General features: G+C 70.2%; 26 protein-coding genes. 4 read left to right on the top strand and 22 right to left on the bottom strand.

Annotated elements, in window-relative coordinates; translation table 11 throughout:
- Positions 1-255: 255 nt before the first annotated feature.
- On the bottom strand, positions 256-1,518 hold the full coding sequence (locus Mterra_RS09620; protein WP_119315008.1) for a hypothetical protein: 1,263 nt from the start codon (positions 1,516-1,518) through the stop codon (positions 256-258).
- 15 nt (positions 1,519-1,533) lie between these two features.
- Positions 1,534-1,677: a hypothetical protein gene (locus Mterra_RS22290; protein ID WP_170159621.1), complete on the bottom strand. Its 144-nt coding sequence runs from the start codon at positions 1,675-1,677 to the stop codon at positions 1,534-1,536.
- A gap of 69 nt (positions 1,678-1,746) precedes the next feature.
- Here Mterra_RS22290 and Mterra_RS09615 point away from each other — a divergent pair, with 69 nt between their 5' ends.
- On the top strand, positions 1,747-4,482 hold the full coding sequence (locus Mterra_RS09615) for an AfsR/SARP family transcriptional regulator (protein WP_119315007.1): 2,736 nt from the start codon (positions 1,747-1,749) through the stop codon (positions 4,480-4,482).
- A 524-nt stretch (positions 4,483-5,006) separates the two neighbouring features.
- On the top strand, positions 5,007-5,930 hold the full coding sequence (locus Mterra_RS09610; protein WP_170159620.1) for an integrase core domain-containing protein: 924 nt from the start codon (positions 5,007-5,009) through the stop codon (positions 5,928-5,930).
- Here the strand turns inward: Mterra_RS09610 and Mterra_RS09605 are convergent.
- From Mterra_RS09605 to Mterra_RS09525, 18 genes are all read right to left on the bottom strand, one after another.
- Positions 5,912-6,472, bottom strand: coding sequence for a recombinase family protein (locus Mterra_RS09605; protein ID WP_119315005.1), 561 nt, complete (start codon positions 6,470-6,472; stop codon positions 5,912-5,914). The genes Mterra_RS09610 and Mterra_RS09605 overlap by 19 nt on opposite strands.
- Positions 6,473-7,307: 835 nt before the next feature.
- Entirely contained in the window at positions 7,308-7,952 is a 645-nt protein-coding gene (locus tag Mterra_RS09600; RefSeq protein WP_119315004.1) for a transglycosylase SLT domain-containing protein, read from the bottom strand.
- A 163-nt stretch (positions 7,953-8,115) separates the two neighbouring features.
- Entirely contained in the window at positions 8,116-8,877 is a 762-nt protein-coding gene (locus Mterra_RS09595) for a hypothetical protein (protein WP_119315003.1), read from the bottom strand.
- On the bottom strand, positions 8,874-9,323 hold the full coding sequence (locus Mterra_RS09590; protein WP_119315002.1) for a hypothetical protein: 450 nt from the start codon (positions 9,321-9,323) through the stop codon (positions 8,874-8,876). Before Mterra_RS09590 ends, Mterra_RS09595 begins: the two co-directional genes overlap by 4 nt.
- A 26-nt stretch (positions 9,324-9,349) precedes the next feature.
- Positions 9,350-9,517 carry a hypothetical protein gene (locus Mterra_RS22285; RefSeq protein WP_170159619.1) on the bottom strand — a complete coding sequence of 56 codons (168 nt, stop codon included), beginning with the start codon at positions 9,515-9,517 and terminating at the stop codon, positions 9,350-9,352.
- On the bottom strand, positions 9,517-10,029 hold the full coding sequence (locus tag Mterra_RS09585; RefSeq protein WP_119315001.1) for a hypothetical protein: 513 nt from the start codon (positions 10,027-10,029) through the stop codon (positions 9,517-9,519). Before Mterra_RS09585 ends, Mterra_RS22285 begins: the two co-directional genes overlap by 1 nt.
- Positions 10,029-10,526, bottom strand: coding sequence for a hypothetical protein (locus Mterra_RS09580; RefSeq protein WP_147372652.1), 498 nt, complete (start codon positions 10,524-10,526; stop codon positions 10,029-10,031). Before Mterra_RS09580 ends, Mterra_RS09585 begins: the two co-directional genes overlap by 1 nt.
- 24 nt (positions 10,527-10,550) lie before the next feature.
- Complete coding sequence (locus Mterra_RS09575; protein WP_147372650.1) at positions 10,551-10,829, bottom strand: hypothetical protein; 279 nt, start codon at positions 10,827-10,829, stop codon at positions 10,551-10,553.
- On the bottom strand, positions 10,816-11,085 hold the full coding sequence (locus tag Mterra_RS09570) for a hypothetical protein (RefSeq protein ID WP_119314998.1): 270 nt from the start codon (positions 11,083-11,085) through the stop codon (positions 10,816-10,818). Before Mterra_RS09570 ends, Mterra_RS09575 begins: the two co-directional genes overlap by 14 nt.
- The gene (locus Mterra_RS09565) at positions 11,085-11,708 is read right to left on the bottom strand and encodes a hypothetical protein (RefSeq protein WP_119314997.1); all 624 of its coding nucleotides are present in this window, start codon (positions 11,706-11,708) and stop codon (positions 11,085-11,087) included. Before Mterra_RS09565 ends, Mterra_RS09570 begins: the two co-directional genes overlap by 1 nt.
- A complete protein-coding gene (locus tag Mterra_RS09560; protein ID WP_119314996.1) occupies positions 11,705-12,061 on the bottom strand; it encodes a hypothetical protein in 357 nt (118 codons plus the stop codon). Before Mterra_RS09560 ends, Mterra_RS09565 begins: the two co-directional genes overlap by 4 nt.
- Positions 12,062-12,065: 4 nt before the next feature.
- Positions 12,066-12,530, bottom strand: a complete 465-nt coding sequence (locus Mterra_RS09555; RefSeq protein WP_119314995.1) for a hypothetical protein — start codon at positions 12,528-12,530, stop codon at positions 12,066-12,068.
- Complete coding sequence (locus Mterra_RS09550; RefSeq protein ID WP_119314994.1) at positions 12,530-13,402, bottom strand: hypothetical protein; 873 nt, start codon at positions 13,400-13,402, stop codon at positions 12,530-12,532. Before Mterra_RS09550 ends, Mterra_RS09555 begins: the two co-directional genes overlap by 1 nt.
- Positions 13,403-13,472: 70 nt before the next feature.
- Complete coding sequence (locus tag Mterra_RS09545; protein WP_119314993.1) at positions 13,473-13,931, bottom strand: hypothetical protein; 459 nt, start codon at positions 13,929-13,931, stop codon at positions 13,473-13,475.
- A 42-nt stretch (positions 13,932-13,973) separates the two neighbouring features.
- Complete coding sequence (locus Mterra_RS09540) at positions 13,974-14,384, bottom strand: hypothetical protein (protein ID WP_245971584.1); 411 nt, start codon at positions 14,382-14,384, stop codon at positions 13,974-13,976.
- A gap of 178 nt (positions 14,385-14,562) precedes the next feature.
- Positions 14,563-15,276, bottom strand: coding sequence for a type IV secretory system conjugative DNA transfer family protein (locus tag Mterra_RS09535; protein ID WP_119314991.1), 714 nt, complete (start codon positions 15,274-15,276; stop codon positions 14,563-14,565).
- A 194-nt stretch (positions 15,277-15,470) separates the two neighbouring features.
- Positions 15,471-16,061, bottom strand: coding sequence for a hypothetical protein (locus tag Mterra_RS09530; protein WP_147372648.1), 591 nt, complete (start codon positions 16,059-16,061; stop codon positions 15,471-15,473).
- The gene (locus Mterra_RS09525; protein WP_119314989.1) at positions 16,061-16,261 is read right to left on the bottom strand and encodes a hypothetical protein; all 201 of its coding nucleotides are present in this window, start codon (positions 16,259-16,261) and stop codon (positions 16,061-16,063) included. The genes Mterra_RS09530 and Mterra_RS09525 overlap by 1 nt, the downstream gene beginning before the upstream one ends.
- Before the next feature lie 67 nt (positions 16,262-16,328).
- Between Mterra_RS09525 and Mterra_RS09520 the strand changes: the two genes are divergently transcribed.
- On the top strand, positions 16,329-16,745 hold the full coding sequence (locus Mterra_RS09520; protein ID WP_119314988.1) for a hypothetical protein: 417 nt from the start codon (positions 16,329-16,331) through the stop codon (positions 16,743-16,745).
- A 12-nt stretch (positions 16,746-16,757) separates the two neighbouring features.
- Positions 16,758-17,207 carry a hypothetical protein gene (locus tag Mterra_RS09515; RefSeq protein ID WP_147372646.1) on the top strand — a complete coding sequence of 150 codons (450 nt, stop codon included), beginning with the start codon at positions 16,758-16,760 and terminating at the stop codon, positions 17,205-17,207.
- 6 nt (positions 17,208-17,213) lie between these two features.
- Here Mterra_RS09515 and Mterra_RS09510 read toward each other — a convergent pair whose 3' ends face one another.
- Positions 17,214-17,765 carry a M23 family metallopeptidase gene (locus Mterra_RS09510; protein ID WP_218022916.1) on the bottom strand — a complete coding sequence of 184 codons (552 nt, stop codon included), beginning with the start codon at positions 17,763-17,765 and terminating at the stop codon, positions 17,214-17,216.
- A 136-nt stretch (positions 17,766-17,901) separates the two neighbouring features.
- Positions 17,902-18,474, bottom strand: coding sequence for a hypothetical protein (locus tag Mterra_RS09505; protein ID WP_119314986.1), 573 nt, complete (start codon positions 18,472-18,474; stop codon positions 17,902-17,904).
- Between the last annotated feature and the right edge of the window lie 25 nt (positions 18,475-18,499).

Below are 18,499 nucleotides of genomic sequence, written 5' to 3'. Positions count from 1 at the left end.
CGTTTTACCCGCCGTGCGTCGCCCAGCTCGGCCTCCGCGAAATGCAGGCTGGCCCATTGAACCGGATCCTCGGGATGCAGTTCCATCGTCTCGAACCATACAGGGTTGAGATGTGGGTAATGACAAGGGCTTTAGCCGTGGGGTGGTTTACGCTCTGTAGTTCGGCATCCCAGTCTCTTGGGCGAGTTTCCACGGTGGCAGAGAGCACCACGGCGGGCCGGCTCGAGCTTCCCATAGCCGACCCACCACGGAGCCTTACCGCAACGTCACCAGCACCCGGATCAGGCCCGTTCCCTCCCTCAGGGGCTCGAGGGCCTTGCCGATGAGGATGCCGCCGGGATAGACCGCGACGCCGCTCACCCGCACCGGGGAGGCTTTCATGGCGTGGCCGGGGGTGCTCGAGGTCGTGAGCATGTCGCCGACCTCGATGGGGCCGTTCTCGGCGCTGGCCTTGGTGGGCACGATGCCCACGATGGCTACCGGCACGTCGCTGGCGTCCACGCGGGTGATGCCGTCTCCTTTCTCCGCGCCCAGGATGCCCGGCCGGGTGGAGTACACCCCGGCCACGCGGGGGTCGTTAGGGCGGCTGGAGCGCTCGACCCGGCCTGGGGTCTGCGTGCTCAGTACCAGCACGTCTCCGGGGCTGAAATCGGCCTTGTCGCCCAGGGCGGGCAGCGCTTCGGCGAAGTCCGAGCCGGCCACGAAGGTGCCGTCCTTATTGATGTGGCACTTCCGCGCTTGCCCCTGGGCCTCGCACTCGAGGAAGTTCCCGCTCGAGTCCTTGTGCTTGATCAGCTTCAAGACCGCGTTGGCATTGGCCGCGCTGTCGGTGCGTAAGAGCGCGGCTTCGCCGGCGGCGGTGAAGTTGTAGGCCTCCAGCCCGGCCAAGGTCGCGGGGACGCTGGTGACCCCCCGCAACACCTGGACGTTGCCCGTGCCCACCGAGAAGACCAGGTCGCGGTTGTTGACCGTCTCCAGTACGGTTTGCGTGCCCCCGACCGGCTTGACGTCGAGAAAGGCGTTCGAGCCGGACAGCAGCCGCAGGGCCGGGCTCCCCTCGCTCACCGCGACGGTGGCTTTGGCGCCGGGGCTGGCCGTGCCGATGCCCACGTTGCCCCCCGTGTCCACCCGCAGCCGTTCCACGTTGTTCGTCCTGAACACCAGGGGCTGGTTATCGGCGGTGCCCAGGAAATTGCTGGCGGGGTTGGTCCCTGCGTTGCCCGTGAGCTTCCAACCCGCGTCCCCGCCGCCGCTCACCGCCTCGCAGGTCACGCTGCCATCGGCGTTGACGGCCCGGATCGCCGAACCTGCCGCGCAGGTGCCGTTCACGCGGGTTTGCTTGCCGCTCTCCAGCGCGTCCGCCGCGGTCTTCAGGGCGCCGAAGTTGGCGTTGACCTCGCTGGCCTTGATGGGCGTTCCCGGGGCGAAGGTGTGGGGAAGGCTCACCGCCACCACGTAAAGCCCCGAGGCGGCCAGGGCTGCTCCGAGCACGAAGTGTTTCAGGTTTCCACCGCGCATAATCCCCCCTCACTCCTACTGCCAGTTGGCGCCATCCCAGTTCGACTGGTCCCAAACCCCGCCCTGCCCGCCCGGCTGGGGGCCACTACAGGCCACCGGGAGGAGGGCCAGCAGCAGGGCGAGCCCGAGGCCGGCCACGGCTTTCACGAGTCTTCGCATGGCTATTCCCCCGCCTCCTACCCTGCCACCCTGCCCTCAACAAGCGCTCAACGCGGCTAGACTTGGGGTATGTCGTCCAATGGGCAGGGTTGGGCCTGGGCCATCCCCAGGCCGCGCCTGATCAGGGCCATCGACCAGGCTCAGGGCCCGCTGGTGCTGCTGCGGGCAGCCGCCGGCTACGGCAAAACCGTGCTGGCCGCGCAGTGGGCAGCGCAGCGTTCCGGCGTGCGCTGGCTCGAGCCAGGGGACGTTCTACCCGGCGGGTCGGGGGACGTGGTGTTCGAGAACTACCGGCCTGGCGACGCCGGGTTGGACCGGGCCCTCATCGCCTTGCTCGAGGCCCTCGAGCCGGGGGCCCGCCTGCTCCTGCTCGCGCGGGCCGAGCCAAGCCTGCCCATCCCCCGCTGGCTGGCGGAGGGCCGGGCCACCCTCCTGGAGGCCGAGGACCTGGCCTTCGACCCGGACGAGGCCGCGGCCCTCCTGGGCCGCCATGCCGGGGAGCACCTGGAGCAGGTCATGCAGCGCAGCGAGGGCTGGCCCCTGGCGCTGCGGTTGATGGCGCAGGCCCTCGAGCGGGGCGGGACGGCGGATCAGATCGCGGGCCGCTTGCCCCCCCTCTCGGGCTACCTCGAGGCCGAGGTCTGGCCGGCGCTCACGCCCGCCCAGCGCCGCTTCCTGCTTCGGACGGCGGTGCTGGAGGAGCTTTTCCCCCAGGAGTGCGACGCCGTGCTGGGCCGCAGCGGCTCGGCCCGCGGCCTGCGGGCGATGCAGGCGGCGGGAGTGCCGCTCTGCCCGCCCGCCAGGGTGGGCCAGGGCTACCGCTACCCGGCGCTCTTCCGCGACTTCCTGCTCTCCAAGCTGGACGAGACCCCCAAAGAGCGCCGGGAGCTCGAGGCCCGCGCCGCCCGGGTGCTGCTGCAGGCCTTCCAGCCCTTCCGGGCCGCGCCGCACGCCCTGGAGGCCCAGGACTGGGAGCTGGCCCTCGCCTGCTTGTCCCAGGCCGCCGACAGGGTTTACCGCGAAGGCCAGGCCGCCACGCTGGAAACCTGCCTCCAGCGCTTCCCCGAGGACTACCGCGAGCGCCCGGAGTTCCTTCGCATCGAGGCCTACATCGCCTGGGGCTCCGGCAACTACGCCATCGCCCTCTCCAAGGCCACCCGCGCCGCCCAGGCCGGCGATCCCGACCTGCGGGCCCTGGCCCTGGTGGTGGTGGCGGGGGTGCACCAGGCTCAGGGCCGCTGGAGCGAGGAGGTAGCCACCCTCGAGGCCGCCCTCGCCGCCCAGCCCCGCCAGCCCCTCACCCTGGGCATCGTGCGCCACCTGCTGGGCGCGGCCTACCTGCGGCTGGGACGGCTGGAGGAGGCCGAGGCCACGCTGAACCAGGCCCTGGAGGGCTTCAAGCCGCACCAGCCCGGCTACGCCAGCGTGCTGGGGCAGCTAGCCCTGCTGCACCTGTCTCGAGGTCGCCCCCGGTCGGCCGCCGAGGGGCTGGAGCAGGCCGCTTTGATGCAGCGGCGGCTGGGCAACCTGCGGGGGGAGGCGGTGGTGCTGTACAACCTGGCTATTGCCCTGAACCAGGCCGGGATGCACCGCCGCGCCCAGGGGGCCCTCGCCCAGGCCCGCCGGCTGGCCGAGCGCGTGGGCCTGACCCACCTCCTGGCCCTCATCGCCCGGGAGAGCGCCGATACCCTCCGCGACGTCGGCGAGGGGTCGGTGGAGCACTACCGCCAGGCCCTGGCCGCGCTGGAGGCCCTCCAGGCTTCCGCCGGCCTGCTCCACGCCTATCACGGCCTTGCCGTGCTGCACCGCCGCCGGGGGGAAATGGCTGCTGCCCGGCGGGCCGCCGAACAGTCCCTCCGCTTCGCCGCCTCGGGCGACCCGGCCTTCGTGGGGCTGGTGCGGGTTCACCGGGCGATGCTGGAAGGCGACGCCCAGGCCCTGGACCCGGCGCTGGCCGGGGTCCTGAAGGGGCCCAACCTCTACTACCAGGCCCAGGCCCTGCTCTACGCGGCCTCCAGGGGCCAGGACCCCGCGCTGAGGCAGAAGGCTTTGGAACTCATCGAGGACCAGGGCTTCGACCACCTGCTGCGGGAAGAGGAAGACCTGCTGGCGGTCCGGCTGGGGGCCGAGGCCTCTTCCCTCAGCGCCTCGACGCTGGCGGCGGGGTTGGAGTTGCGCATGCTGGGGGGCCTCGAGCTCAGGGCTCCGGGGGGCCAGCCGTCCGGCCTGAGGCCGCTGGCGCTGAGGCTCCTGGCTTACCTGGCCCTGCGCCGGGGGGCCACCGTGAGCCCCGAGCAGATCGCGCAGGCCCTGTGGCCGGACTCGAGCGAGGACATGCGCCCGACGCTGCAAACCCTCGTCTGGCAACTGCGCCGGGCCCTGGGCTCGGGCATAGTCCTCACCTACGGCGGGGGCTACTGCTTCGACCCCCCCTACCCGGTCTGGACCGACGTGGAGGCCTTCAGCGAGAGGCTGCGCCAGGGTCGCCTGGCCGAGGCCGTCGCCCTGTACCAGGGCGAGCTCCTGCCCGGGGTGGACTGGGCCCAGCTCGAGCGCCAGCACCTGGAGAACCGCTACCTGCAAGCCCTGGAGGACTTGGCCGAGCAGGAAGCCGGGCGGGGGAGCCTCGAGGCCGCCATCGCCCTCTTGGAGCGGGTGATCGAGCGCGATCCCCTGGCCGAAGAGGCCTACCGGCGGCTCATCTGCTGGCACCAGCAGGCGGGCCACCCGGACGCAGCCCGGCGGGTGCGGCAGGAGTTCAGCAGGGTGCTCGAGGCGGAGTTCGAGCCGGGGAAGCACTCATGATGGCTAACGAGGTCGATGGTCGATCGCTTCCTGATAGGGAATTCCATGAAGCCGGGCTGCGGACGCAACGGCTCGAGAGGGCTGGAATTTTCAGGACAGGACGTGTTCGCCGGTGGGTCGTGCCCTAGGTGCTGACGTTTGCTGGTTTTTTCGCATCGCAGAGGAGCCCTTTCTGGGTCCACTGCGGACGACTTATCGGGAATCTAGAACCCTGAGCTGCAATGTATTTTCCCGGTAACTCGGTCGCAGTGGCGCCTGTTAATTGAGTACCACAGGGTATCTACGGCAAGCAAGCAACTTTGCACAACGACCAGCTACCTGTAAGCTTCGCCCCTATGGTTTTGTTGCCCCAGGATGGAAAATCTACGCCTTCATCCCGACGCCCTCATACACCGTCACCCCCGCCAGGGCGCACGCCGAGAGGTAAAAAAGAAATCTCGCCCGGCTCCTCTGCGAAAGGTGGGCGAGATTCTGGGCAAGGAGAACTCCTAGTGCCCACAGACAGGGTAGCACACCGCCTCGTCATGAGGCAGCGGCACACGTTCTGCCGTGCCGTCGCCGGTGGGGAAAGTTTCCGCGCCGTGGCCCGGAAGTACGGGGTCTCCGAAAAGACCGTGCGCAAGTGGTATCGGCGCTGGGTGGGCGGGCGGCGTTCGTTCCACGCCCTCATGAACAGCCGCCCCGGGCCCCGCACCACCCGGGCCCGGGCCGACGTGGAGGCCCTGGTGGCGGAGCTGTTCCCCAGGTTCAAGGGGGTGCGGCTGCGGCGCGAGATGGCCAAGCGGGGGGTCCACGCCCCGATCTCCACCATCTACCGCGCCATCCACCGCCTAAAGCTGGCCAAGCCCCGCAAGCGCAAGCCGCGGCTCGAGCCACGCAAGATGGAGCTCCCCTTCGGCTACATCCAGTGCGACACACTCTACCTGTCCGGGCTGGCCGGCCCGGTGCAGTACACCGCCATCGAAGCCCATACCCGGCTGCGCTTCATCCGGGTCTACAATGGCATGAGCATCTTCAACAGCCTCGACTTCCTGAGCCGGTGTTTCCGGTTCTTCCCCTTCACCACGCTGATATGGTCCACCGACGGGGGCTCGGAGTTCTCCAGCGCTGCGACCCCTTGGGTTTTCAACAAGAGCCTGTTCACCCAGGCCCTCGAGTATGGCGGCAAGGAACACAGGATATTCGTTGGCAAGCCGCACTTGAATGGCCGGGTGGAGCGCTCCCACCGCGCCGACCGGGAGGAGTTCTACGAGATCCTTCAGGAGCGCTTCCGCTCCGAACAGCAGGGCGACCGCTGGACGGAAGAGGCCGTTAGGCAGGTGCCCGAGCGCTGCCGCTACTGGAACGAGGAGCGCGAGCACCAGGCGCTGGGCTGGCGCACCCCCAAGCAGGCCCTCGAGGAGATCCTGGGCCGGCCGGTGGAGCTCGACTACTCGCTGTGCCTGTAGCGCCGCACCAGGCGGGCCACGGTGGCCGCGTCCACCCCGAACAGCCGGGCCACCTCGGCCCGGGACCTCCCGGCGGCCACCATCTCCAGCGCCGCCCGCTGCTGCGGCTCGGACAGCTTGGGGCGGCGCCCCAGCCGGCGGCCCTGGGCCCGGGCCTGCTCCAGGCCCAGCAGGGTGTTCTCGCGCATGTAGTTCAGCCGGTACTCGTTGAGCACCCCCATGAACTGCACGAACATCCGCCCCACCGCGTTGGAGGTGTCGATGTGCTCGTTCAGGCTGCGCAGGGTGCAGCCCCTGGCCTCGAGGAGCTGCACCGCCCGCTCCAGGTGCTCCACCGGGCCCACCAGGCGGTCGAGGCGCCAGACGGTGAGGGTATCGCCCGGCTGGAGGCGCCCGAGCAGGCCCTGCAGCAGCGGGCGCTCCCACAGCCGGCTCGAGGCGTGCTCGGTGACGACCTCATGGCAGCCGGCGGCCTCGAGGGCGGCCACCTGGGCGGAGGGGTCCTGGTCCTTGGTGCTCACCCGCGCGTAGCCGTAGGTCATGGCCCCATTATGCGGGGGGTTTTCGCAACGCCGGAAGCCCGTGCCCGACGCCCGGCCTTGCGGAATGCACAAAGTACCGTTTCCGCAAGGCCCGGGCGCCCGGCTTCGGGGCCGGTGTCGGCCCTTCTACGCGAATAACAGAACCCCTCACCTTCTCGATCGCGGGACGGGCTCAGACCCCTCTCGCGCGCCCTCGCGTCCTGCACGGGTTTCGTGACCCTTGAGCCCGCCGCGGCGGGCGGCGGGGCTGCGCGGGCCCCCGGGGTGCCGGTGCCGGCACCCCGAGCTGGGCGTGTACGGGAATAACAGAACGCGGGGGCTTGCAAAAGGGGGGGGTGCAAAACTCACAAGACTTGATGGTTATGTGTACTTCACCGAGACCACCCCCGGAAGCCCCTGCCTTCAGGCATGGGGAGGAAGGGGGTGGCGCTCGAAGAGCGCTGGATGCCCGACAAGCCGTGATGATGTAAACTGCCCTCATGGTTGCTGAGGCTATAGGGCACTCCCTTGGGAGCAACGGCTTTTTGCCTGCGACGCAACCTATTTCGCAGCGGGGTCAAACCCGCTGGGGCGATGTAAACCGCCCGTACCTGGGGGAAGCGAGCCGTGTGAGTCTGCATGGTTCTGTCCCCGGAAGCCCCCGGCTTTAGCCGTGGGGTGGTTTACGTCCTCCATTGCCCAGGCTGCTACCGTCGGTGAGTGGCAAACAGCGGACATCTGGCGAGTTAAGCCAAAGCTGCCTTGATCGCAGCCTGTTAGAACGCCCCACCCCCCGGTTTCGGCCGGGGGGTGTGCAGTGGGGCAGCGCGGGCAGACCACCCGGCGCGGCCCAATCCTACGCCAGCTCGGGGTACCCGGCGGCCCAGGTTAAGATGCGGTCGCAGTAACCGCTGAGGATGTCCTGGCGCCACTGGCCCGACTCCATAGCCGCCTTGAGGGCCCCGGGGCCTTCCTTGTAGCCGTACAGCCACCCCCGCCAGCCGATCCCGGGGAAACGTTGCCGCAGCATGGCCAGGTACTTCGCGCCCGCCAGCACGGCGTAGTAGATGCCCTGGTCGTACCTCAGCTCGAGCAGCTTGTTGGCCCGCAGGCCCACGTCGCAGAAGGCCGCGGGCTTGACCTGCATGGGCCCGATGGCCAGGCCGTACATGCGCGGGGGGTTGGTGACGAGCTGCATGGGCCAGGGCGAGGGGCAGCCCTCGTTCTTGATGCGCTGGTCCTCAAAACGGCTTACCAGGTAGTCGTAGTTCCAGGCCGGCCACCGCTTGGGGTCGCCGGTGGGCCAGAAGCTCGACTCCCGCCGCACGGTGGCCGCCAGCACCGGCAGGGGCACGCCGGTCTGCTTGGAGGCCCCCAGGATGGCCCGGGCCACCACCTCGTCCATGCAAGGGGTGGAGCGGCAGGGGTACACCCGCAGCAGCTCGCGGTTGGCCTCGTTGATCCGGGCGATGAGGCGCTCGAGCAGGTCTGGCTTCTCCAACGGGTCCCCCGAGCCCCCGCCGTTGCCCGAGCCCCCACTGCCGTCACCGGGGCTGGGCTTGGGGGTCGGCGAGGGGCGGGGGACGCTCGAAGCGCTTGCGCCTATGCCAGCCGAGGCCACCAGGGCCAAGCCGGCCAGGGCCAGGGCCCAGGGGGGAATTCCTCTAGCCACGGGAGATCCTCCCATCCTCGCCCCCCCTCATGCCGCGCCGCAGGCCGCGGCGGGAGCCCAGCACCAGCACCCCGCCGGCGGCCGCCTCGACCGCCTGCGGCGGCTGGCTGGCCCCCTCCGCGGTGGGCTCGCTGGGGTTGAGGCACGGCGGCCACCACCCCGACTGCCCGGGGCCCGGGTTCCAAGCGGGCGCGTCCAGGCTGGGGCACGTCCTGGGGACGAGCGGGGGCGGCGGGAGCTCGGCCAGCTCTTCGGGCGCCCCGGCGCAGGGCAGGGCCTCGTACCCGTCGGCGGCGAAGGTGTGGGTGTTGAAGAAGGCGTTGTGGCTGTGGCTGAGGGTGTAGAACAGCGTGCCGGGGTACTGGGCCAGCCGCTCGTCGATCCCGGCGCGCAGCACCTGGCCCCAGTTGTTCGCCCCCACCCGGGCCCAGTGCCCGGCGGTCCCCGGGTTCCGGCCGCAGTCGATCCAGGGCACGGTCCTGCGGTCGATGAGCCAGGACTGGATCGTCCACCAGGAGTCGTAGTAGCCGTAGACCTCCACCCGCCACACGCGCCGGAAGTAGGGCCCCAGCGGGTCGCCTGACCACAAGTAGACCGCGTACTCGGGCGGGAAAACCACCCGTCCGTAGGCGGCGCCCGTGTCGGGGTCGGTGAACCGCCCCTTGACCACGACCGGGCTGCCGCCGAGCAGGCTCAGGCGCTGGGCCTGGGTGAGCCGCGCCCAGGCCTGGGCGTACACGTCGAACATGCTCATTGGGCCAGCACCTGCACCCGGACCTCGCCCGCGGCGGTGGCCGCGACCTCCACCCGGTCCACCGCGTGGGTGATGTCGTACACCCGGCCGGGCAGGAGTTCGAGCGTCATGCGCTGCTCCCCGTAGCCGTCGCCAGGCTCGAGGAACAGGGTCACCAAGGCCGGGTTCTCGCCCAGGTTCTCGACGAAGCCCCGGCGGGCCGGGCTGCTCAGCGCCGCCTTAACACGGGCCGGCTCGGCAGTCTCGCCGGCGGGGGCCTCGAGTAGCCAGCGTTTAGGCAGCCGGTAGGGGTCGAAGGGGGGAAGCTTGGGGTTGGCCCGGCCGTACTCGTAGCCCAGCGAGGCCTTCACGTCCTCGAGGCCTTGGCGCACCTGGCTCAGCTCGTCGCGAATCCCGCACACGGCGGCCGCGAGCTGGCCCAGGGCCGGGCCCAGGAGCTTCCCCACGTCGCCACCCCCTAACAGGCGTTGGGCTATTTGCTCGAGCATCCACACCCCCCCGGAACCTGGGGCTCAGCGGGGTCCGGGAGCAGCAACAGGAGCACCCCGAACACCACCGCGTAGGCCAGGATGGCGCCGAAGCCGTTGAGCATCCCGCGGCCGATCTCGGTTTTAGGGTTGAGGCTGGCGCTGTTCTCCATCACTTCCCCCCGCTGGCTTTCTGCTCGAGGCCGGCCCCGCGCAGGCGGGTCAAGGCGGCCTCGACCTGGGCCCGGGCCTGCCCGGGGCTGAGCCCGGGCGCCGAGCGCTGGAGCTGGGCCACGGCGGCCCCCAGCTTGGCGGGCCCGCCGGCGCCCTTCAGGGCCTCCTCGGAACGCTGCACGGCCACGTCGGCCAGGGCCGGCACCTTCTGGGCCAGCCACCGCTCGTAGCTGCCGGCGAACAGCCGCAGGGCGGCCGCCAGCACCGGGCCCACCCCGGGCACCAGGCCCGCCAGGCCGGCCAGGGCCTCGCCGGCCAGGCGCACCAGGCCCACCACGAGGAGGGCCTGCACCAGCCACAGCAGGGCCTCGCCCTGGCCGGGCACCAGCTCGCGCCAGTCCAGGGCCCCGCCGGCGGCGTAGGCCGGGCTCAGGTCCACCAGCAGGCCGGCCGCCAGCACCAGCACGGCCACCAGCACGAACAGCGCGCGGGTGACGATCGCGCCGAACATCAGCGCACCCCCAGCACGTGCTTGACCAGGGTCGGGCTCCCGGCGGCCTCGGCCACGCGAACCCCGAACAGCAGGCGGTTGGCGGTGTCCATCATCTGCGCGGCCTGCGGGTCGGCCTTGAGCACCGGCATGGGCAGCAGGCCGCCCACGCGCCAGAACGGCGCGGCCGAGTCAACGGCGGTGTTCTCGGGCACCGGCGCGGGGCTGCCCGTCAGCTCGCTCGGGACGGGCCTCACGCCCCCCTCGATCTTCAGCGCCTCGCCCCCCCGGGTCTCCACCGGGTCCAGCTTGATCACCGGCGTCACGGCCGGCGCGGGCCCGGCGGGCTCAAGGGCCTGCCCGCCCCGCTCGACGGGGTGGATCTCGATCTTGCCCTGCTGCGGCGCGGGGCCGGGCTTGGGGGCGCTCGAGGCCTTCTGGCTCATGCGCCAGGCCACCAGGCCGCCCACCCCGGCCACGGCCACCAGCCCGCCAATAAGAACATAGGTCGATTTCACGTTCACCTCACGTCTGAAACCGCGTCAGTAACGCGGGTACCTGGGCAGCAGGCGGCCGCCGACGCTGAACCCCTCGGGAGGGGTCGGGTCGGGCGGCGCCAGCCAGTCGCGGCCGCTCCCCACGCCGAAGCTGCCGGGCGGGGTCGGGTCCAGGGGGGCCAGCCAGTCGCGGCCGGCCCCCACGCTGAACGCGGGCTCGGGCTCGGGCTCGGGCCTGCGGCCCAGGTAGAGGTACCCCGCCAGGCCCAGCGCCCCGGCCAGCAGCACCAGCGCGGCCGTCCGTTGGTTGTCAGTCAGTCGCATTCGCCACCCCCACGCCCCGGCGCGTGCGCCGGGTCTCGCGCACCAGGCGCGGCCGCAGGGGCGGGGCCCCCCGCAGCTCGCGCAGCTCGTTAACCAGGTCCCGCTGGACCTCCACCAGCTCCACGAGGGCCCCGCGGATGGCCGCCAGGTCCCCGAACACGAGCTTCTGGACGAACCACAGCAGGAACACCAGCGCCAGCAGGCCGGCGCCGGCCTCGAGGAGCTTGGGCAGCAGGGCGGGCGTGAAAAGGTCCATCAGAACACCCCCTGCGCGTTCAGGTCCGCGATCTTCTTCTGGGTCTCGGCCACCTCGGCCCGGGCGGCGTCGCGCTCGGCCCGGGCCTGCTGGTGCTGGGCCCTCAGGTCGGTGGCCTGGCGGTATCCGGCCGCCACGGCCTCCCGCATGGCGGCGTACCTCGTGCCCCCGTCGCCCTTCTTCTCGAGCGTCCTCGAGGCCGGGATGGTGCCCAGGCCCTTCACGTAGGCCCGGCACTGTTCGGCGGCCGTGCCGTCGCGGGTTTCCCCCACCAGCTCCCACCACTCGTTTATGGAGCAGATGGGGAAGCCGTTGCAGCGGTACTCCCAGCGCGGGCTCGTGGCGTAGGCGTTGCACGGCGCGTTGCCGGCGGCCTCGATTTCCCGCAGCTTGGCCTCGGCCAGCTCGAGGCGGCTCTGGGCCTTGCGCAGGTCCGACTCGTAGGCCGCCAGCAATTGCAGCTTGGTGGCGTTCTGCTGGGGCGCGCCGGTGTGGGTGGGGATGGCCGCCGCCACCCCCTCCAGCTTCTCCTCGGCCGGCGCCTTGGACCGGGCCACCAGCACGGCCGCGCCGGCCGCGGCGCCCACCCCCGCCAGCCCCAGGATCACGGCTATGGGCTTCACTTGGCCTCCTTGAGGGCGTAGGCCAGGGCGCCCAGGCCCACCACGCCCAGGGCCACCAGGCCCAGGGTGCGGGCGGTCTGGTTGCCGTAGAACAGGGCCCCCCGCCAGGTCTGGGATCCGAAATAGGCACGGTCCCGGGCAACCCCGGCGTTGATGCCGCCGAGCTGCACGCTGGCCTCGAGCTGGCGGCGCCGGGTCTCCTCGAGCTCGCGGGCGGCGCGTTCCTGGGCGGCGATCTGCTCCCGGGCCACGCCGGCCTGGGTCTGGGCGATCTGGTAGCCGGTGACGCCCTGGACGATTCCCCCTAACAGGTTGCCCGCCGTGCTCACGATGGCGCCGGTCAGCGGATCCACGGTCCTACTCCTTCCGGGCCAACACCAGCACCAGACCGGCCACGCCCAGGCCGCCCAGGATCCACACCCACGCGGGCACACCGCCCCCCTGGGCCGGTGCGGGCGTCACGGCAATTTGGCCCTCCTGGCCCTGGTTGCCGAGCGACACTTGGCCCCCGACGGTGAGGGTCTGCCGGTCCAGCAGGGGTGCCCAGGGCTGGAGGGCCTGGCCGAGCTGGTAAAGGATCGACATACCCTCATAGCTGAAGGCCGGCGAGCCGGTGGGGTTGCCGTAGGTGGGCGTGGGGGGCGTGGGGCCGGCCGGGATCGGCTGATAGGGCAGGGCCAGGGCCCCGCCCACACTGAAGCCCAGACCGCCCCCCACGCCGGCCCCGCTCGACGACGTGGGGCCGACCGCGCTGCCGTACCCGTAGGTGTTGGCGTCGCTGAACTGGTCGGGGTCGTAGTCCAGCTCGAGCAGCTTGGACATCAGATCCCCCCGCGCACGTCGATCTCGGCGAGCTGGGCCTTACGCATAGGGTCGAGGGTGGCCACCTGGGCCGAGTAGGCCGGGATGGACACCACCATGTCGTCGCGGCCCGCGACGAAGCGGTGCTCGAGGCCCGACTTCACCTCGAGCGAGAGCGTGAAGTCGTCGGTCAGCGACACCTCGCGCGGCCACTTGTGGCTGGTCTCGCCGTCGCGCTGGTCCACGGTGTGGAGCGCGGAAATTCCCAGGTTGAACAGGCTCACGGCGCTGGTGTCGGAGTTGCCCAGCTTACGGAAGGCGCGGACCCGGAGCTCCCCGTCCCCGTGCACGTAGTAGACCTCGACGTCGGTGGCGTTGGCCGGCTCGACGTACTCGCAGGCCTCGAGGCCTGCGGCGTAGGTGACGCTGTTGATCCGGCAGCGCCGCCAGACCCCGCCCACCCTAGCCCACACCGTCACCTCGGGGTGGTACTTGCTGGCCTCGGTGCCCAGCGCGGGCTTGGCCTGGGGGGTCTGCACCAGCCCCGGCAGGGTGATGGTGCGGGCCTGCTCGGCGGCGTTGGCCCCCGCGCGGGCCTTGAAGGCCCTGAGGTACATGAAGAAGGGCGCGCCCGCCAGGATCTTCCAGATCGTCTCGCTGGGCACCTCGAACTCGGCCAGCTTGAACCACTCGCCGGCCTGGAACGCCTGGCCGGGGTCGAAGTCCTTGCGGTCGATGCGGGTGGGGCGCCAGGCCTCGAGGCGCTGGGCCACGGGCGCGGGCGCGGCCGGCTGGGCCGGCTGAGCCGGCGCCACGGCGGGCACGTCGCGGAAGATGGCGAGGCCGCGCTGGGCCTTGCCGCCGATCTGCTTCACACGGTCGAACAGGTTCATGCTCGCTCCTTTCTTCGCCGGGGGCCCCGGCCCGGTGGGCAGGCCGGGGCCCCCGTCCCGTCGCGCGGGGTCAGTTCTGCTCGATGGCGGTGATCTCGAAGCGGGTGCCGGCCCGGCTCAGGTCCACGGCCACCGGGGAGTCCACCCAGAACTCGAGGGTGTGCTCGGCGGGGTTGCGGATGGCGCCCACGTCGGAGGCCCCGAGCATCTGGGTGATCTGGTGGATGTACTTGATGTTGCGCTGGTCGCCCTCGCTGAGGCCGTAGTAGTTCTGGTAGGGGAACTTGCCCAGGAAGGTGCCGAAGTCTTCGCCGTTGCGGCGCTTGAACACCAGGATCTCGGTGTTGTAGGGCACCTCGTCGCCGTTGGCGTCGTAAAGCTTGAGGATGATCGCGCTGGGGTTGGTGAAGGTGTAGACGGTGCCGCGGGGGGTCTCGATCTCCAAGAGCTTGTCCAGGCCATTGCCGCGGGGGGTGTAGCGGGTCACTTCCTCGCTGGTGAGGATGATCTTACGGGTGCGGGTTTGCATTTTTCACGCTCCTAACAGGGTTTGAGGCGGGCAGGCTCGGCCTCAGTCGAACTTGCCCAGGGTCATCACGACGTTCGCGAAACCGCTCGAGGCCAACCCCAGCCCCAAGTAGTCCACGGTGACTTCCTTCGAGTTGCCGATCAGCACGGTGCCCAAGAGCACCATGCCCAGGTTGAGCAGGAGACGGTTTTGCCAGGCGTTGGGCACTTCCACGGGGTTGCCCTGGGCGTCCTTGATGATGTTGCCGTCTTTGTCCACCGCCAGGTAGACCAGACCCCGGCCCTTTAGCTCCTGGGCCACGCCAAAAAGGCTGCGCTGGCTCTTGAAGGCCGCCTTGCGCAGCATGTTCGCGCCCAGGACGCCCACCGCGCAGCTCACCACCCTCGGGTCTTGGAAGACCGCGAGGAGGTTGCCGCTGGGCATCTCCAGGCCTCGCCTCTGGTTTTCGTTCACGCTGTACCTCCCGGCTCCCACGCTGGGCGAAGGGGGCGGCAGGCATAAAGGCCGGCGCCGACGGCGGGGACGGGCGGCGGTACCGGACGGCGGAAGCTGCCAGCTCCCCCGCCCGGAATTCAGGGCACTTCTGCTACTGTGGGGGCATGAGCTCCTCTGCCTCCAAACGCCGGCGTGCTCAGGACCCCAGCCGGTAGGCCCGCAGCCGCGCGGGGTCGGCCGGGTCGCGGCGCACCACCTCGGCCCTCGAGGCGTCCATGTGCTTCACCGCGTACTCGCTGGGGTGGGGGTCGCCCTCCTGGGGGTTGTATCGGGCGAGCCGGGCCACCCCCTCGCCCAGCTCCCCGAACATCTCGAGGATGCGCTTGACCTCGGCGACGTCGGTGAGGCGGAAGGTGATGAAGTGGGTGCACTGCCGCTGCACCACCTTGGAGAGGCCGCCGGCGCCGGCCATCACGCTCTGGGTGATGAACTGGAAGGAGATCCCCTGCTCCCGCCCCCCGGTGATGGCCATCAGGAAGCCCCGGCCCTCCTTGCCGTGCTCGAGCAGGTTGTGCGCCTCGTCCACCACCACGTGGACGTGGCGCAGGCGCATGACGGCCCGGCCCAGCTTGTCCATGAAGGCCTGGGGCTTGGGGTCGATGACCTGGAAGAACACCCGGCGGTAGCGCTTGATGAACCGGTACAGCTTCTCCTCGTCCACCCGCTCCCCGTCGCTCACCACGAAGCGGGCCCAGGGCGGCACGAACTCCGAGAGCTCGCGCTTGATGTTGCAGATCACCAGGTGGCGGTAGCGGCCCCGCAGGGCCCGCAGGATGTCTTTGTTCAGCGTGCTCTTGCCGCTTCCGCTCTTTCCTACGGTCAGCAGCCGCAGGGTCTGCCCGCCGGCCACCCGCTACCTCCGGGCAAACCTGCGGCCCAGGCGGCGGCGCCGGCGCTCGAGCTTGCGCCGGGCCCGGATCTCGGCCCGGGTGAGGATGTGCCGGGTATACCCCACCCGATGCTTCCGCCGCCCCTTCCCCCTCCCTGGGCCTCCCAGGGGCATTTCTAGCGGGGGGATGAGCAGCGGCAGTGCTGCGGCCAACCTCATGCCGCACCCCCGCTTGCGTGGCCCTCAGGCAGCCACAGGAGGCGGCTCGAGCGCACCAGCCACACCAGGCCCAGCGCGGCCACGCCCAGCCCGCAGCTAAAGCCCAGCAGCAGGCCCAGGCGCAGACCCTCGCGCCGGCCCCAGTGCTCGCCGTGGGCCTCGCCGTCGTGGCGGCCCAGCCTGTACATGTCCACCTCGGAGTCGGTGAAGGAGGCGTAGGGGTCGGGCTGGTCCTGGTGGTCGGCCCAGCCCGGCACCGGGCCCGGGCGCTCCCCCGGCCCGCCGGAGGGGTCGTCCGGCGGGCTCCCGGCGCCGGGGCCCAGCTCGGGCGAGCCGGTGGCCCCGACCTCCTCCCGGGCCAGGGCCTCGAGGGCCCGCTGCAGGGCGGCCTGCACCGCCTGGGCCTGCCCGGACTGCTCCCCGGCCATCAGCGCGGCCAGGCCGGCACCCACGTACTCCCCCGCCGCCTCGGGCGTGAGCTCGGGCACCGTGGCCAGCAGCTCGCGCTCCACGGCCTGCTGGAGCCGGTCAGGGTCTATAGGCATCACGCCCAGGCCGGGCAAGAACACGCCCTGTCCGGCCGCCATCACGCGCGCCACCCCCTCACCAGCTCCACCCCGGCCCACAGGGCCAGGCCGGCGCCCAGCACCACCCCCGCTGTCTCGCACCGGCGGCAGCCCTCACCGTTCTTGAGGTTCATGGCCGACTTGCCGGCACTGTGCGCCCCCACCAACAATGCAGCCAGTACGAATGCGTTTTCTTTGCTGAACTGCACGATCTTCTCCACGTCATTACCTCCGTTACTTGTGACCGTTACACATCTGCAAAAGCTCCCTCAGGCGTAGGCTGGGGGCATGAAAAGGCTTTGGCTCCTCTGCGCGGTGGGGGTCTTTTCGCTGGCCCCGGTGTTGGCGGGGTTTTCCGTCTATGAATCGGGGTTCCCCGTGATCTCTAAGGCCCCGTATCCCGGTAAGGTGCTGGTGCAAAAGGCCGGCTCCGGGTGGCGGCTCGGCGTTCCCTGGGGAGAGAGCGCCTCGAGCCTGGCGGCCATGCATGTCAGCACGGGCAGCAACGACTTTTGGGTGTACTGGGAGGATGGCGCTGAGCCCTACAGCTATGGCATGAACTGGGCAACGTTCGCCGGGGTTAGCCAGGGTCGGGTCTGGTTCACCGCTCCCAGTAACGTTCTGAGCAAGGGTTGTTATGGGGTTACACTGCTCAAGTTTCATCAACGAACCATCATCAGCAGGGCCTACCGTTTCTGCCTTTGAGGTGTCGCCACCATGAAAAAGATGCTCTGCGTGCTTCTGTTGCTGGTGGGGCTGGTTATGGCCCAGCCAGATGTAAAGGTGGAATTCCTCGGGCTTTTCAGCATCCCAGGAAAGCCGTTTCCGGCAAAGATCTTCATGAACTCTGCATCCAACAACGCCACCATGACCCTGATGCTGCCCAAGCAGCCCAAGTACTACGTCATCCAGGGTGAGCGGCGCGAGTTGGGGCCGATTATCGGGGTGCGCTGCATTGGCGTGACCATCGGCGGCAAGTTCCAGGACATCCCCGAGCCCTGGGACCGCATGTGTGGGGCCACCTACAAGCAGATTTGGCACGACTCGCAGAGCGGCCCCTTCAGGGTGCCCATGCCGGTGGTGAACTATGGCCGCTTCGAGGTTTTGCATGTCGCGGCGGAGTTCTATGGGCGTATCGAGGTTTACTTCGACGCCAAGCGCATGTAGCACGGCCTACCGCTCCTTCTTCCACTCCGGGGGGTCAATGGGTTTGACCTTCTCGGTGAGGAATTTCCAGGGGTCGTAGTACGTTTCCTCGAGCCGCTTTCTGTCGTGCATGGGCCAGTCGTCCCAGCCCGCGGGCTTCTTCACGATGATGTCGAAGTGCAGGTGTGCTGGATGGATACCGTTCCACCCTTTGCCCACAGTGCCGATCTGCTGGCCTGCGGCCACGCACTGACCCACCCTCACCAGCACGTCGCGCAGGTGGGCGCTGCGGGTCCAGACTGCGGGGCCGGGGTGCCAGATCACCACCAGGTTGCCCCAGCTCCGGTCATTCGGCCCGGCAGGCCCAGCAAACACCACCTCGCCATCGGTCAGGGCGTGCACGGGCTGCCCAAGGTCGGTGTCGCCGCCCTCAGGACCGTTAAGGTCAATCCCGGTGTGGAGTCCAAGCTTACGAGGATAGTCGGGATCAGCGAAGTACACGTCAGCGATGCGCTTTCCTGTAAGCCTATCCCGCTTGATGGGGTTCATGGGCCAGAAGTACTTTCCGCTCGGTTTCACTCTGCACCTCACAATGGGTAGGGCTAGGGGACTTTGAGGCATCGCCAGCGCCGCCAGCGCACCCAGAGCGGCCAGGCCTAGCGCCCAGGTGGGCACTTCGAGACCGCCCACCAGGGTCACCGGCCTCTGCACGGCCTTAAGCATTCGTACTCTCCCGCTTAGCCTTGCTCTCCCGCTCGGCCCGCATGGCCCCCAGCGCGCCGAAGCCGGCCATCCCCAGCCCCACGCCGGCGGCGAGGAGGCGCACCCAGGGCGGGGTGTCGCCCCCGCGGTCGAGCCCGGGCAGGCGGCCCTTGGCCAGGCCGAACTGGTCCCGCAGCGCCTCGCCCACCCGCAGGGCGTCGAGGTAGAGGGTGGTCTGCACGATGGGGTACTGCACCCACTCGAAGCGCTTGTGGAAGGCCCGCACCTCGGCCTCGCTGGCGGGGCCCGCCTTGAGCAGGCTGGCCACCCCCAGCACGGCGAGCCCGGCCGCCTGCAGGATCTCCTGGGAGGAGTAGGGCTCGAGCTGGGAGTAGTCGGGCCTGGGCGGGTTTTCGGGCTCAGGTTCGGGCCCGGGCGGGCCAGGCTCACGCGGCGGGGTGGCGTCCTCGAGGGCCCGGAAGCCCTGGGTAGGGTCGGCCCCGAGGCCGCCCTCGTCGCCCAGCAGGCCGGCCTCGGGGAGGGCCTCGAGCTCTTGCGCGTCGCTATTCGATGATTCGGCGGCCATACAGGGGGGCTCCGGGGCTGGGGGG

The organism is Calidithermus terrae (assembly GCF_003574345.1).
GTDB classification, from domain to species: Bacteria; Deinococcota; Deinococci; order Deinococcales; family Thermaceae; genus Calidithermus; species Calidithermus chliarophilus.
This window is presented reverse-complemented; position numbering and strand designations above follow the sequence as displayed.

What these genes read in the sequence shown, in the direction of transcription:
- Mterra_RS09605 (WP_119315005.1), bottom strand. Translation starts at nt 6,472, where the DNA reads ATGACCTACGGCTACGCGCGGGTGAGCACCAAGGACCAGGACCCCTCC.
- Mterra_RS09545 (WP_119314993.1), bottom strand. Translation starts at nt 13,931, where the DNA reads ATGCAAACCCGCACCCGTAAGATCATCCTCACCAGCGAGGAAGTGACC.
- Mterra_RS09620 (WP_119315008.1), bottom strand. Translation starts at nt 1,518, where the DNA reads ATGCGCGGTGGAAACCTGAAACACTTCGTGCTCGGAGCAGCCCTGGCC.
- Mterra_RS09505 (WP_119314986.1), bottom strand. Translation starts at nt 18,474, where the DNA reads ATGGCCGCCGAATCATCGAATAGCGACGCGCAAGAGCTCGAGGCCCTC.
- Mterra_RS22290 (WP_170159621.1), bottom strand. Translation starts at nt 1,677, where the DNA reads ATGCGAAGACTCGTGAAAGCCGTGGCCGGCCTCGGGCTCGCCCTGCTG.
- Mterra_RS22285 (WP_170159619.1), bottom strand. Translation starts at nt 9,517, where the DNA reads ATGGAGAACAGCGCCAGCCTCAACCCTAAAACCGAGATCGGCCGCGGG.
- Mterra_RS09570 (WP_119314998.1), bottom strand. Translation starts at nt 11,085, where the DNA reads ATGGACCTTTTCACGCCCGCCCTGCTGCCCAAGCTCCTCGAGGCCGGC.
- Mterra_RS09530 (WP_147372648.1), bottom strand. Translation starts at nt 16,061, where the DNA reads ATGGCGGCCGGACAGGGCGTGTTCTTGCCCGGCCTGGGCGTGATGCCT.
- Mterra_RS09610 (WP_170159620.1), top strand. Translation starts at nt 5,007, where the DNA reads ATGAGGCAGCGGCACACGTTCTGCCGTGCCGTCGCCGGTGGGGAAAGT.
- Mterra_RS09550 (WP_119314994.1), bottom strand. Translation starts at nt 13,402, where the DNA reads ATGAACCTGTTCGACCGTGTGAAGCAGATCGGCGGCAAGGCCCAGCGC.
- Mterra_RS09595 (WP_119315003.1), bottom strand. Translation starts at nt 8,877, where the DNA reads ATGAGCATGTTCGACGTGTACGCCCAGGCCTGGGCGCGGCTCACCCAG.
- Mterra_RS09575 (WP_147372650.1), bottom strand. Translation starts at nt 10,829, where the DNA reads ATGCGACTGACTGACAACCAACGGACGGCCGCGCTGGTGCTGCTGGCC.
- Mterra_RS09515 (WP_147372646.1), top strand. Translation starts at nt 16,758, where the DNA reads ATGAAAAAGATGCTCTGCGTGCTTCTGTTGCTGGTGGGGCTGGTTATG.
- Mterra_RS09520 (WP_119314988.1), top strand. Translation starts at nt 16,329, where the DNA reads ATGAAAAGGCTTTGGCTCCTCTGCGCGGTGGGGGTCTTTTCGCTGGCC.
- Mterra_RS09615 (WP_119315007.1), top strand. Translation starts at nt 1,747, where the DNA reads ATGTCGTCCAATGGGCAGGGTTGGGCCTGGGCCATCCCCAGGCCGCGC.
- Mterra_RS09555 (WP_119314995.1), bottom strand. Translation starts at nt 12,530, where the DNA reads ATGTCCAAGCTGCTCGAGCTGGACTACGACCCCGACCAGTTCAGCGAC.
- Mterra_RS09585 (WP_119315001.1), bottom strand. Translation starts at nt 10,029, where the DNA reads ATGTTCGGCGCGATCGTCACCCGCGCGCTGTTCGTGCTGGTGGCCGTG.